Below are 14,116 nucleotides of genomic sequence, written 5' to 3' on the forward strand. Positions count from 1 at the left end.
GTTACTATATCATGGAAAAATTAAAATCTGTTTTGGGTTTTGGGGGCATTCTAACAGCAAATGCCATTGAAGAAATCTCACTTTTGTTTGAAGAAGACTCTTTTAAGCCGAATGAAATTATTCAGGATTTTGGTAAAATCACAAACAGGGTTGGTTTTATAGAAGAAGGAATCGTAAGAGTTTATACTTCCGGTAAAGAAGGTGAAGTAACCAAATATTTTGTGCGCGAAAATCAGTTTTTTGTAGACCTGGAAAGCTACAACTGTTCACTGCCCTGTAAAGATGCTTTTCAGGCTGTTGCCAATACCCGTGTTCTTTTTCTTTCTAAAAAGACAATCGATCAACTCACAGAAAGAATTCCTAACTTTTATATTTACCTGAAAACTTTAACCGAAGCGCATCTTTTAAATAAAATCAAAGACAATGACTTCTTAAATTACGGCAATGCCAAAACTAAATATCTGGAATTTATAAGCCGCTACCCTTCCCTTGCACAACACGTTCCGCAACAATATATTGCTTCTTATTTAAAAATTACTCCTCAGTCGCTCAGCAGGCTACGCCATCAGATTGTAAAAGAGAAATAACCCACAGATATAAAACTACATCTTCTATTTACTTATCCCCTTTCTCTTTTGAAGAAATTCGCTACACGGAAACCTTTTTAAAACAAGTTCTTAATCTTAATTTAAAAATTATACCGTTCAATCAGTTTTAGGAAATCTGTTTTTATAGCATCGAAGAATTGGGTAATATTAAATTTCCAAACTTTAAATTCTTATTAAATTAGCACATTTACAAATTAAGCAGAATTTTCAAATAAAAACCAAACAAGGCTATTGACTGACAATAAATTAAAATCATTGAATTATTTTAGTATGTTTGTTACGAATTTTTCAGTTAACAAAGTAATACCACTTGTCGAATCTAGTTTTAAATGAGGATAAAGTATTAATTGACCGCCTGCGCAATGGCGAAGAGTCTGCTTTGACCGAATTATACAACAGGTTTTGGCAGTGTTTGTTTATGTCTGCCTACAACATATTAAAAGACAAAGAAATGTGCGAAGATATCATTCAGGATATCTTTATGAACATCTGGAACAACCGTGAAAAACTTGAAATTCATATTTCTTTAAAAGGTTACATGTATGCCTGTGCCCGTTATCAGGTTTTTAGTCATTTTAAAAAGAACAAAGACAAAATTCATGTCGAGCTTTTTGATGATCTGGACAAGCGTTTTCAATATGCAACTCCGGAAACCTTATTGATGCACGAAGAACTTGTTGAACAAATTAATGCTATTGTGGAAAGCCTTCCGCAAAAATGCCAGCAGGTTTATAAACTAAGTCGTGAGGAACAATTAAGCCACAAAGAAATCGCAGCTCAATTAGATATTTCTACAAAAACTGTTGAAAACCATATTACAAAAGCACTTCAGACTATCCGTTTATCTATGGGCAGCAGTACGAGTATGGCAATGGTTTTATGGCTTTCAAAAAATCTGATAAAATAAGTATCCATTTGCAATCAAAACTAATTTATTGAATGTAGGCCAGCTTTTTTGAATACCGATTTCCCGCGTTTTTCGAGACGTTTTCCCCAAATTTTAAAAAAAAATAAAAAAAATGCTATCCCGACTAGGGGATACAGCTCATTTTGTATACATACTATTTGAGACTCCTGGATTAATATAAAAAAAATGGAAAAAGAAGAATTTTTGGTGTTATTAAACAGATATCTTTCTGGAGATACCAATTTGGAGGAGAATAAAAAATTACTCAATTATTACGAAAGCTTTCAAACAGCTTCTGATTGGGATGAAACCTTAGGCCCGAAAGAAGACATTCAGAATAAAATACTGAATCGGATTCAGGATGCAATAAAACCTGAGGAAGTTAAAATAGTACCAATCAGGCCATTTTATACCGGAACTACATTTAAGGTTCTGGCTGCTGCATCTGTTGCTATGCTGATTTCGATTACTTTATTATTCAATACAGACCACACAATAAAAGGAAACAAAACTGCCAACACAGATAAGAATATACTAATTGGAAGTGACAAAGCAACACTTACACTTGAGGACGGTTCTGTTGTTGCTTTAGAAAAAGGGAAAGCCTACACCTCCGGAAATATTTCAAGTAATGGCGAAAAACTGATTTACAATTCTAAAAATAAATCTCAGGTCATTACCAACAATCTTTTAACGATTCCGCGTGGAGGGCAGTTTTTTGTCCAGCTGGCAGACAGCACAAAAGTCTGGCTAAACTCTGAATCACAATTAAGATATCCGGTTGCTTTTACCGATGGCGAACTGAGACAGGTAGAGCTAGTTTACGGAGAAGCTTATTTTGAAGTTTCACCAAGCACTAAACATAAAGGTTCCAAATTTAAGGTAAAAACTCAAATGCAGAATGTCGAGGTTATCGGAACCGAATTCAATATCAAAGCTTACAGAGACGAAACATCAATATATACCACGCTTGTACAAGGCAAAGTAGCTGTTGACAATGCCGAAGCAAAAGAAATTCTGGCACCAGGTGAACAGTCAAAAGTAAATATAAACAATCCTAAAATAGCTGTATACGAAGTAGATGTTTACAACGAAGTTTCGTGGAGAAAAGGTCTTTTTGTATTTAAAGGAATGCCGTTAAAAGATATTGCCAGAGTATTATCAAGATGGTATGATGTAGATATCGTTTTTGCTGATCCGGCTTTAGGGAATGTAAAATTTAACGGAGTATTAAATAAAAATCAAAAGCTCGAAGACATATTAACAACAATCAGGAATATCAATTTTATTAATGCCTATGAAGTAAAGGATCATAAAATAATAATAAAATAAGAAAAGGGATTAAAGTTTAGACCTCTCACCGTACTGCACTTTATCCCTTTCTGTATCGATAATCAATTAATCAATTTTAAAAACCAACCAACCAATTAACATGTAAATTTATGAATTTTAAATTAACCAGCGTTCTTTTCTATTTTAGAAAAAAACTAATTATGAACATTATGAGAGCTTTTATCTTCTTGTTTTGTACTGCAATTTTTGGTTTCACCCCTGCAAATCTTTTTTCGCAAAACGCAAAAATTGTTATTACAGCTGATAAAACGGTAACTGTTGACGAAGTTTTTGACCTTATCAAACAACAAACCAACTACACCTTTATTTATCAGGAAGATTTATTTAAAAAATTACCCAAAGTACATCTGAAAAAAGGAAAAATCAGAGTCAATGATTTACTGGAAGCCAGTTTTCCGGGAAAAGATTTTAACTTCAGTTTTTCCAATGGCAATACTATTTTGGTAAAGACTGTACCTGTAGAAAAAGTTGTTGTACAGCAGTCAAAATCAATTGAAATTAAAGGAACGGTGACCAATGACAAAAAAGAACCGCTTCCGGGAGTTAATATCAAAGTTAGAGGAACCAATGCAACAGCTCAGACAGATTTTGACGGAAAATATACCATTACAGCCCCAAATGACGGAACTTTATTATTCACTTACATCGGACATACGGCTGAGATTGTTGCTGTTAATAACCGAAAAGTAATTAACGTTACACTAAAAGAAGAAACCAAACAATTAGAAGGTGTTGTCATAAATACAGGGGTAACTGTTCGTAAAAAAGAATTGATTACCGGAGCAGTAACCACTTTTAGAGGAGAAGAATTAAGACAGGTTTCTACTCAAAATGCTGTTCAGGCTTTAAAATCGCTGGATCCTTCTTTTATTGTAGTAAATAATAATATAACAGGTTCTAACCCCAACATTTTACCTACTATTGAGGTGAGAGGCCAGACAAGTTTAACGGCAAATCAGGTAGACAGCCAGTTTAGAGACGATCCTAACCAACCACTATTTATACTGGATGGTTTTCCAACTACTTTACAGCAGGTTGTAGATTTAGATATTAACAGAATCGCAAGTATAACTTTATTGAAAGATGCTGCTTCAACTGCTTTATACGGATCCCGCTCTGCAAACGGAGTTGTAGTTATTGAAACGAACAAACCTCTTCCTGGAAAATTACAGTTTTCCTATGTCTATAATGCTTCTTATGAATTAGCAGATTTAAGTGTTTACAACTTAATGAATGCAGCACAGAAACTGGAATTTGAAAGACTTTCCGGTGCATTCATTGTTAAGGATGGAACTACTGAAACAACGCCTTTAACGTGGGATAAAGAATATAACAGACGTCTGGCAGCAGTACGAAGCGGTGTAAATACTTATTGGTTGAACGAACCGATTCAAATGGGTATCACATCGGGACACAGTTTGAATTTTGGCGGTGGTTCTGAGGAATTTAGATTTAACATTGCCGGAAATTATAAAACGCTTACAGGAACCATGAAAGGATCAGAGCATGATACCTGGGGTTACAACACAACTTTGACATACAGAAAAAACAAATTGAACATTAGCAATCAATTTTTTATTTCCGGAGGAAATAATCAGGAGTCAAATTATGGTTCATTTGAAACCTGGGCAAAAGCAAGTCCGTATTATCCAAAATATAACGAAAACGGAGTCATCACACGCTATATGGACGGAAGTTCATTGCCATTAACCAGTTTACAAACAATTGTAAACCATCCGGCAAATCCGCTTTATAATGTCTTTTTAGGAAGTTATGATAAAGGAAAAGATTTTAACTTCACAAATAACTTTGCTATTAATTATGACGTAAACACACATATCAAAGCAACTGGAGCTTTGTCTGTTTCAAGGCTTAATAATCACAATACGGTTTTTGTTTCTCCAGACGATACTCGTTTTATAAGTAATATTGCGACAGAAAAAGGAACATACAGCAGCTATGAAGCTGTGACTGATAAATGGAATGCTAATCTGGGTGCAACTTACTCTAATGTTTTTAAAAGCGTTCATTCTTTTAACTACACCATTAGGGCTTCGGCTTTAGAAACAAAAAATAATTCTTTCAAAACATCTTTACGAGGATTCCCACTTGGAGTTCCTGGAAATCCTTCCTTTGCTTTTGGATATGAGCCAAATGGCAAACCTGATGTTTATACAGAATTAATAAGAAGCGTCGACTTAACAAATCAGATTAACTACGCTTACGACCGTAGATTTTTATTCGATTTTACCCAGACAATTTCAGGTGCGACAAATTTTGGAACAAACAAAAAATATTCGCCTTATTGGGGTGTAGGTATTGGCTGGAATATCAACAATGAATTCAAAATGAACGAAGATATTGTTAATATTTTTAAAATACGTGCCAATATCGGTCAAACCGGAAACCAGAATTTAGTAGGTTTCGCTTCTTATGATGTATACTCATACAATCCAAATACAAACGTTTTTGGTCCTGGATTAGGAGTTTCTCAAATTGCAAACCCAAATTTAGAAGCACAAAGGACCAGAGATTTGTCTTTAGGATTAGATCTGGCTATGTTTAGAAACAGATTAACAATGACTTTGGGAGCTTACAAACGTAAAACGTCTCCACAGATTGTATCAATAGATCTTGCTGCTTCAACAGGACTTAATGGTTATCCTCTGAATGTGGGTTACTTAACTACACAGGGATTAGAATTAAAAATGAACTACAATTTCATCTACGATTTAAGCCGCAATTTTGTTTGGGGAATTGGCTTAATGGGAGCTACAGGAGACAATGAATTAGGAGGTTTTGGTAACGCATTATCTTCTCTAAATTCTGAGGCACAAAAAACAACCAGCTTAACGAGATATTATGACGGAGCAAGTAGCAACGATCTTTGGGCTGTACCTTCATTAGGAATTGACCCGGCAACTGGTAGAGAAGTTTTCTTAAAGAAAAACGGCCAAACGACTTTTATTCTGGATAAAAAAGATGAAGTAGTAATGGGAAATTCCAGAGAAACTGCTACAGGAGTGGTTTCTACAAACTTAAACTACAAGGGATTTAGTTTCGGATTGTTTGTGCGTTACAGTTTTGGTGCAGAAAGATTTAATTCTGCCTTGTATAATAAGGTAGAAAATATTTCGAGAGACAATATTTTTGATAATCAGGATGCCAGAGCTTTTACAGACCGCTGGACAACTCCAGGTCAGATGGCACAATTTAAAGCGATAGGATTAACCAATAATACACCAATCTCATCACGTTTTATCCAAAAAGATGATTACATCTCAGGAGAATCTATTCGTTTAGGTTACCGTGTTACAGACAGGGTCTGGTTAAAAAGAGCAGGTTTAACAGCATTAGGTTTTAATGCTTTGGCAAACGAATTCTTCCGTGTTTCAACTATTAAAGCAGAACGAGGTATTGAGTATCCTTTCTCAAGAATATATTCTCTGAGTCTTAATTTATCATTTTAATAAAGAAATTATGAATAAGTATTTATATAAAATTACATTCCTTTTACTTGCATCTCTAACTATAGTAAGCTGTAGTGATTTTTTGGATGTTGTGCCACAAGACAAAATTTTAGAGGATCAGGCATACAGCTCAGAAGCCGGTGTACAGAATGTACATAATGGACTTTATCTTCAAATGGCTGTAAACAATCTTTACGGCAGACAACTGACTATGGATGCTGTAGAAATTTTGGGACAGCAGTATAATATGTCCGGATCACATGTTAAAAATAAAATAGCAACGTATTCGTATGATGAAACACTTCTCAAAAATACTTTTTCCGCAATTTGGGAAAGTGCTTTTACAACAGTTTTATCTGCAAATAAATTTTTAGAAAGTATAGACGAACATTCCGGGATTATATCGGCTGAAAAAGCAGCTCTTTTAAAAGGAGAAGCTATTGCTATCCGGGCCATGCTGCATTTTGATATGTTAAGATTGTACGGACCAATTTATAAAGTAGCTCCGGAAGATCCTTCAATACCTTATTATGATGCTCCGGTGACCTCAAATAATCCGATTTTACCGGCTAAAGATGTTATTGCAAAAATCACAACCGATTTAGACACAGCAATAGCTCTTTTGGCAAACGATCCTATTCTTACTACAGGAAAATATAATGCTTCTACAGCGTTTGATTCTAATCCCTATTATTCTTTGAACCGTGGACAAAGAATGAATATACTGGCTGCAAAATGTTTGAAAGCCAGAGTGCTTTTATACGCTGGAGATAAAACAGGAGCTTTTGCTGTGGCAAATGAAGTTATAAATTTTGTAAAAACACAACCTGTTATTACCTGGACTCCATTCTTAGATGCTACAAACACCTCTAATCCGGATCGTATTTTTTCTGCTGAGAATTTCTTTGCTCTTAGCGATTATACTTTATATACCAAGCAAAAAGCACTTTTTGATTCCAGTTTAGACGATTTTAATATTTATGCTCCTATGCTGAGCAGAATAAATGCTGTTTTTGAGTCTAATGATAACGATTACAGAAGCCTGCCAAGCTGGAAAATTCCAATTACTGGAGGAAAAACCCAGAAGACATTTTTCAAATATGAAGACGTGACAGACAAAACTAAATTTTTCCGTTTACAGATCCCGATGTTTAAACTTTCAGAACTGTATCTTATTGCTGCAGAAACTGCACCTGCAACAGCTGATGGTATTACTTTTTTAAACACACTTCGATTCAATAGAGGTCTGACCAATTTAGCTGCCACTGCAGTATTAGCTACTGAAATTACAAAAGAGTACAGAAAAGAATTTATTGGCGAAGGACAATTGTTTTTTTACTACAAAAGAATCAATTCGACTGCAATTCCAAATGGTTCCGCATCATCTGGAAATGTTACAATGAATGCAGTTAAATATGTAGTACCATTACCAGAGTCGGAAGTTAATTTTCAAAATTAAAAAAGTAATCATGAAAAAAATATTGATTTTAGGTATCACTCTTTTGTCTCTGTTAGGACTGACATCATGTGATAAAGAAGAAATTGAAGTTTATAAAGACACCAATAACATTTATTTTCCGCTTGCAGTATTCCCTGCATATAACAACGGACCACTTATAGACAGTACCGGATTCAGTTTTAGTTTTGATGAAGCTTCTATTACTGGAAGAATTTATAATATTCCTGTACGAGTTCAGGGAACTGTAAGCGATGTTGATCGAAAGATAAAAGTTTCGGTAGATCCTTCAAGTACAGCAATTTTAGGTACACATTTTTCTTTGCCTGAAAATATTGTTCTGCATGCCGGCAAAGAAATAGACTCTATTCCAGTAACTGTTCACAGAGCTTTAGATTTAAAAGACAAATCTGTAACATTAGTTTTAAATCTGGAAGAAAACGAATTTTTTACTGTAAATATGAAGGACAGAGTAACAAATGTTTTGACACAGAAAAAACTTCATTACACTCGTTTTAAATTAACATTCACAGACAAGCTAATTCAGCCAATTGGATGGCAGTCTGGCTCATTTGGTGTGTTTACGGCTAAAAAATTCTTTTTAATGTGCGATCTGATGAATTTAGAACCGGAAATGTTTAATCAGACGCAGGGTTCACCAGGGCTTTCAATACCTGAAGTATTGTATTATGCAAGTTTTATGAAACGTTATCTGGCCGATCAGAAAGCTAGTGGCAATACTATTTATGAGGAAGACGGAAAAGAAATGCTATTTCCTTAACAACCATTCTTTAATTTAAAAATATAATGTGATGTTTAAAAATATAAAAATACAGACAGCCATAATAACGCTTCTCTTTTTGACATACGGATGTGTAAGCGATGAAGGAAATTACAATTATGAGAAAATAAATGAACTGGAAGTAACCGGAATACAAGAAGAATATACTGTTTATACAGGGGATGATTTTAATATAACCCCCAACATAAAACCAACTTTAGATGACGGAACAGATCCTGATCGTTATGAATACAAATGGGTTGCCTTAAATCCGGCAAAATTAGCCATTGAAGCCAGAACGACTATTGCCACCACTAAAAATCTTGAAGGTATTTTAAAATTGCCTCCAGCGAAATACAATCTATATTATTTCATCAAAGATAAAGTAACAGGAATAAACTGGCAGCAGCCCATTATAACATTAAATGTCGTATCCTCTATTTATGAAGGATGGCTGGTTGTTGGGGATGTTGACGGTAAAGCCAGACTTGATATGGTTTCTATAATTCCCGGTATTCCACAGCCTCGTATTATAAACGATGTCTTAGATGCTGCTGGATCTGCACTCAAATTAAGCGGAAAAGCAGTAGATGTGGAGTGCTTTAGCGGACCTTTAGCAGGAAGTGTTATTTATGGAGTCTATGTAACGGCATCAGAATCCGGAACAGCAAGACTGGAGCCCGATTCTTTTGCATGGAATCAGACCATGAATATAGCTTATGAAACCATTGGAGGGAGTTTTCCAACAAATTTTGCAGTAGATTTTATGAAATGTCCTGGAGCCGGATCAGAAAATTACCTGTATAAAGATGGCAATATCTATTATTTTAATAGAGCACTGCAAACCAGATATGGATTGCCTCAAAATAAAGTAGATCTGGAAACTAAAACTTTCTATGCTGCACCTTTTATTGCAGAAAGTTCAGCAACAGGAACTCCTGTCTTTTTTGATGTTGAAAAACATCGTTTTCTGCGTTACAGTAATTCAAAAGGAAATTGTTCAGCCATGCCTCCGGTTACTGCTTCTCCAACAGTATTAGACTGGAATAATCCTAATTGCGAACTGGTTTATATGACCACTTCTAATTTTAATCTGAACGAAAGCTTTGCAGTATTAAAGAACATTTCTACAGGAAAATTCTATCTGCTGCGTTTTAATACAACTGCTGTACAGACATACTACAAAGAAATGCTGAATGCTCCGGATTTAGACAAAGCAACAAAATTTGCCGTAAGTCCGGATGCTGGATATTTATTTTATACTGTTGGAAACAAAGTGTATGAGTATGATAGTGGAACTCAATCTGCAAAATTGATGCTAGATAAAGGAAATGAAGAAATTACCTATCTGGGGTTCAGTAAAAGAGGCTCAAAAGTAATCAGCAAATTAATTTTAGGTACTTACAGCACAACTGGAAAATTAGAATTATACACAGTTCCACCTGTAAACGGAGATTTAGTTTTGGAAAGCAGTTATCCTGGCTTATGCAAAATTGTCGATGTTTCTTATCGGGTTAGATAATTAAAACTTAAAAACTAAAGTACCGAATGAAGAATGAAATTTATTCTTCATTCGGTTTCTAAAAACCACATTTTATGAAACGTTTATTTAAAATCGCAAGTGCATTTTTGCTGCTTGCCTGGTCTTCTATTGCCTTAAATGCACAGACAACATCAACAGATGAAAGCTGGGAATCAGCTAAAAAACAAGCACAGACAGAGAAAAAACTAATCTTTGTCGATTTGTATTTCACAGGCTGTATGCCTTGTGCTCAAATGGACAAGGAAGTCTTTCCTGATCCAAAAGTCAAAGCTGTTTTAGAAGCTGATTTTGTCACTTTCAAATCGGATATTTTAAAAGAAGAAATTGGCAAAAAACTAAGCATGAAATATGGTGTGACCGGTTTTCCAACTTTTCTGTTTTTAAATGCTGATGGTAAAATCATTGATAATGCAGGCGGATTTCAGTCTGTAGATCAGTTTACAGCTTTGCTTCAAAACGTAAAAGAAGCTGCTCAAAAAGGGAACTTCAAAAAATATAGTACAAAAATTCAGGAAAACGATTACCCGGATTTTTATGTACAGGCTTATTTGGCTAACAAACGAAATGTTCCTTTTGACGTTGCTGATACCTACTTAAAAGCACAGCCTTCTTTGTTGGCAGAAGTTCCTTTTGTAATCATTACCGGATTAAGGATTGGAAAACAATACGATGATTTTTTTCTGAAAAATGCAAGTCAATTGTCTAAGGATTACGGAAGTTCCAGCGTTTCAGGTCATGTCTTCACCATTTTACAGCGCAAGAAAAAAGAGTTTGAAAAAACAAATGATTTGAAAGGCTTCAAAGAATTACTTGCTGAAGCAAAAGAATTGTACACGACTGAAGAATGGACAAAATATGAAGGCATTTTACTGAAAGATTTTGGTGTAGAAAAAGTCGTTACAAAGAACCCATACACTTTACAAAAATAACCCAAAATGAAAAAGTTTTTATTGTCTGCGATATTACTTTCTGGTCTTGCGGTTTGCGCTCAGGACAATATTCAAAAATCGCTTGAAACTTTCGAAAAAGCTTTTCAGAATAAAGATTACAATAGCATGAAAGAACTCCTGGCACCACAATTTACAGTAGGTGTCGGAGATTCATCTTCCAATGAATTTTACCTGAACGGAATTTTTAATGCTCTTCCTGCTCTGGATTCTTTGCAAATCGGAAAATCGGTTGCTTCTAAAAATGAAACCAGTGTTGCAGTTCATTTTTTCTTTAAAGGAAAAGATAAAAAAGCATCCGAAATAGTTTTCACTGAAGCAAATAAAATACTGTACGTAACCTATTTTGATAAATTATACGGTGTTGCCCGAAATGCAGAAGTCAAAAAAGTAGCCAGTATCCCTTTTGAAATTTTAGAGGGCGGAATTGCCATCAAAATAAAACTGAACAAATCAGACCGTGAATTCATCATGCAATTTGATACAGGTGCAGACGGAATGGCTTTAAACCCAGACAGCGCTTACAAAGCCGGGGTTGTGGTTACCAAAACCAAATCGGCATCGGTTGTTGGCGGAAGCCATCAGGTTCAGTACTCTGCTGATAATACGATTTATATTGGTGATCAGGTTTTAAAAAATCAGGGATTGGTAATTTTCCCGAAAAGTGGTGCTTTTGATGGTTTATTCGGGGCCAATTTACTTCGCAATTTTATAACGAGAGTCAATTTTGATACTAAAACAATCGATTTGTACAATTTTGGAAATTATGTCTATGACGGAAAAGCTAAACCTCTTGTTTTTGATTATAAAACGGGCTTGCCGGTAGTGAAAATGAATCTGACTTTTGAAGATAAAAAAACTGTCAAAGGCAATTTCACTTTCGATACCGGAGCCGGTTATAATCTCATCGCTTACGGACCTTTTAACCATAAACATACTTTACAAAACAGTTTAAAAACCGATTATACTTCTGTAAATCAAAGTTTAGGAAGCATTACCCAAATTGTAGGCGGTGCGATTCCGAATACAGAAATCAACGGCAATAATTTCCCCAATGTTACCATTGCTTTGCAGGAATATCAGGAAAATAATAAAAACTGGGCTTCCGCAGATGGTTCACTCGGAATTGAGTTAATCAAAAGGTTCAATTTTACGATTGACCTTCTTCACAAAACGGTGTATTTAGAACCAAATAAAAGTTTCAGAAAACCTTCTTCTTTTTACCTGTCGGGAATCGAATTAGATTTTGATGATCAGAACAATCTAATCATAAAAAAGATTGTGAATTCGAATAATGAAGATTTGAAAAGAGTGAAAACAGGTGCCAAAGTTATTCAGATTAATGATTTTGAAGCCCTGGATTTACTAAAACCAGAAAATCTTAAAAAACTAAAAGAGCATAAGGAAGCCAAAGATTTTATCATCGAACAGGGTGATCAGTCGATGCAGATCTCAATTTAAATTATCAACAAAAAACAAATAACTATCATGAAAAAACACATTTTTTATTTCATTCTGAGCTTTATTACGGCTCAGATTAGTTTTGCTGCAGACATTTCAGAATATGCGGTAATTAAAGGAACTATTTCAATTCCCGAATCAAAAGCAAAAGAAGTTACACTTTATAATGCAGAAGAAGGTAAACCGGCTGTTGCTGCAACAGCAAAGATAAATTCTCTGGGAGAATTTGGCTTTATGATGCCTGTTGCGGCTGCCGGTTTTTATTATGTTGATTATGGACAGCAAAAAGGCAGAGGTCAGCTGATCCGCTTGTATTTAGAACCAAAACTAGACATTACACTTTTGATTAATAAAGACAATTATGTACTTAGCGGTAAAAATACCGGACAGAATGCTTTAGTTCAGAAAGCAAACGAAATTTACAATGAATTTGCCCCTTTCGCCAGACTCGGAGGAGATCAGACTTATGTTGATTTTTATCCATGGCTTGATAAAGGTGTAGCCAAAGCCAATGAGTTTTCAAAAACCATCAAAACAAAAGATGCTGCATTCAATAAATTATTAAAATTAGCCGTAGCAACCGATGTTGAAGAATTGACGTATACTTTTTTCAGATTGCCAAGAACGGTACATCCTGAAAAAGACGTTCGTCCGGAAATTATTAAAACCTGGGAAACTGATAAAAAATTTACGGATCCTGATTTATTAAAAGTAGCAAACGGCGTTTCATTAATGTCTAATTATTTCTTTTATGTAAGTGTAAATGGTGCTGCTACTCCAAAACGTTTAGATTTAACCGAAGCCATCACACATATTACAGACCCTGCTTTAAAAGATGCTTTTCTTCGTGATGCCGTTGCCAATTCGAGAATGAAAATTGAAGAGTATGAAAAAATAGCCCCGGTTATAAAACCTTTTATGGTTTCTGAAGCGAGCAAAGCTTTTATACTGGAATACGAAAAAGTACTTCATAAAAATGTAGGTCAAAAAGGACTTGATTTTACTTATAAAGATATTAACGACAAACCTGTTTCTTTTTCTGATTTTAAAGGTAAATTTGTCTACATCGATTTATGGGCAACCTGGTGCGGACCTTGCAAAGCTGAAATTCCGCACATGAAAAAAATCGAGGAAGATTATCACGGAAAAAACATCGTATTTGTGAGTCTTTCTCTTGATAAAGCTAAAGACGCTCAAAAATGGAAAGACTTTGTTACAAAAGAACAGTTAAAAGGAATTCAGCTAATGGCTGATAAAGATTTTGGTTCTGATGTGGCTAAAAATTATGATGTACATTCCATTCCGAGATTCTTATTATTTGATACGAAAGGAAATATTATCAATGCTGATGCGCTGCGTCCGTCAAATCCTGAGTTGAGAGTACAACTGGATAAATTATTGAAAGGTTAATAATTTATTGGTGGTAAAAACTAACACATAGAAACATAGATTAAAAAATATAAAATTTCAGATATTCAAAAAAATCATGATTTTCACACATAGCTATTGTGTTTTTTATAAAAGTGAAACGTCTTTATTTCATTTTAAGAAACTATGTCTCTATGTGTTTAAATAATTTTACCTAACAAA

10 protein-coding genes are annotated in these 14,116 nt (G+C 34.7%); all 10 read left to right on the forward strand.

Annotated features, from left to right (window positions below; all coding sequences use genetic code 11):
- Nucleotides 1–11: 11 nt before the first annotated feature.
- The 10 genes from GWR14_RS22250 to GWR14_RS23955 all read left to right on the forward strand — a co-directional run bounded on the left by GWR14_RS22250 (nt 12) and on the right by GWR14_RS23955 (nt 13,936).
- The gene (locus GWR14_RS22250) at nt 12–587 is read left to right on the forward strand and encodes a Crp/Fnr family transcriptional regulator (RefSeq protein WP_163411340.1); all 576 of its coding nucleotides are present in this window, start codon (nt 12–14) and stop codon (nt 585–587) included.
- A gap of 331 nt (nt 588–918) precedes the next feature.
- The gene (locus tag GWR14_RS22255) at nt 919–1,515 is read left to right on the forward strand and encodes an RNA polymerase sigma factor (protein ID WP_163411341.1); all 597 of its coding nucleotides are present in this window, start codon (nt 919–921) and stop codon (nt 1,513–1,515) included.
- Between the two features lie 186 nt (nt 1,516–1,701).
- The gene (locus GWR14_RS22260; RefSeq protein WP_163411342.1) at nt 1,702–2,847 is read left to right on the forward strand and encodes a FecR family protein; all 1,146 of its coding nucleotides are present in this window, start codon (nt 1,702–1,704) and stop codon (nt 2,845–2,847) included.
- A 161-nt stretch (nt 2,848–3,008) separates the two neighbouring features.
- Entirely contained in the window at nt 3,009–6,338 is a 3,330-nt protein-coding gene (locus tag GWR14_RS22265) for a SusC/RagA family TonB-linked outer membrane protein (RefSeq protein WP_163411343.1), read from the forward strand.
- A 10-nt stretch (nt 6,339–6,348) separates the two neighbouring features.
- Complete coding sequence (locus GWR14_RS22270; RefSeq protein WP_163411344.1) at nt 6,349–7,797, forward strand: RagB/SusD family nutrient uptake outer membrane protein; 1,449 nt, start codon at nt 6,349–6,351, stop codon at nt 7,795–7,797.
- 10 nt (nt 7,798–7,807) lie between these two features.
- Nucleotides 7,808–8,575, forward strand: a complete 768-nt coding sequence (locus GWR14_RS22275; protein ID WP_163411345.1) for a DUF4843 domain-containing protein — start codon at nt 7,808–7,810, stop codon at nt 8,573–8,575.
- A 31-nt stretch (nt 8,576–8,606) separates the two neighbouring features.
- Nucleotides 8,607–10,097 (forward strand): PKD-like family lipoprotein, encoded by a 1,491-nt coding sequence (locus GWR14_RS22280; RefSeq protein WP_163411346.1) that lies wholly within the window; start codon nt 8,607–8,609, stop codon nt 10,095–10,097.
- Between the two features lie 74 nt (nt 10,098–10,171).
- Nucleotides 10,172–11,047, forward strand: a complete 876-nt coding sequence (locus tag GWR14_RS22285) for a thioredoxin family protein (protein ID WP_163411347.1) — start codon at nt 10,172–10,174, stop codon at nt 11,045–11,047.
- A gap of 6 nt (nt 11,048–11,053) precedes the next feature.
- Nucleotides 11,054–12,526 (forward strand): retropepsin-like aspartic protease, encoded by a 1,473-nt coding sequence (locus GWR14_RS22290; protein ID WP_163411348.1) that lies wholly within the window; start codon nt 11,054–11,056, stop codon nt 12,524–12,526.
- A gap of 27 nt (nt 12,527–12,553) precedes the next feature.
- On the forward strand, nt 12,554–13,936 hold the full coding sequence (locus tag GWR14_RS23955; RefSeq protein ID WP_163411349.1) for a TlpA family protein disulfide reductase: 1,383 nt from the start codon (nt 12,554–12,556) through the stop codon (nt 13,934–13,936).
- Nucleotides 13,937–14,116: the final 180 nt, after the last annotated feature.

It is taken from the genome of Flavobacterium ajazii, assembly GCF_010614725.1.
GTDB lineage: Bacteria > Bacteroidota > Bacteroidia > Flavobacteriales > Flavobacteriaceae > Flavobacterium > Flavobacterium ajazii.

Coding starts and splice junctions, on each gene's coding strand:
- GWR14_RS22265 (WP_163411343.1), top strand. CDS start 3,009: ATGAACATTATGAGAGCTTTTATCTTCTTGTTTTGTACTGCAATTTTT.
- GWR14_RS22250 (WP_163411340.1), top strand. CDS start 12: ATGGAAAAATTAAAATCTGTTTTGGGTTTTGGGGGCATTCTAACAGCA.
- GWR14_RS23955 (WP_163411349.1), top strand. CDS start 12,554: ATGAAAAAACACATTTTTTATTTCATTCTGAGCTTTATTACGGCTCAG.
- GWR14_RS22270 (WP_163411344.1), top strand. CDS start 6,349: ATGAATAAGTATTTATATAAAATTACATTCCTTTTACTTGCATCTCTA.
- GWR14_RS22260 (WP_163411342.1), top strand. CDS start 1,702: ATGGAAAAAGAAGAATTTTTGGTGTTATTAAACAGATATCTTTCTGGA.
- GWR14_RS22285 (WP_163411347.1), top strand. CDS start 10,172: ATGAAACGTTTATTTAAAATCGCAAGTGCATTTTTGCTGCTTGCCTGG.
- GWR14_RS22290 (WP_163411348.1), top strand. CDS start 11,054: ATGAAAAAGTTTTTATTGTCTGCGATATTACTTTCTGGTCTTGCGGTT.
- GWR14_RS22275 (WP_163411345.1), top strand. CDS start 7,808: ATGAAAAAAATATTGATTTTAGGTATCACTCTTTTGTCTCTGTTAGGA.
- GWR14_RS22280 (WP_163411346.1), top strand. CDS start 8,607: ATGTTTAAAAATATAAAAATACAGACAGCCATAATAACGCTTCTCTTT.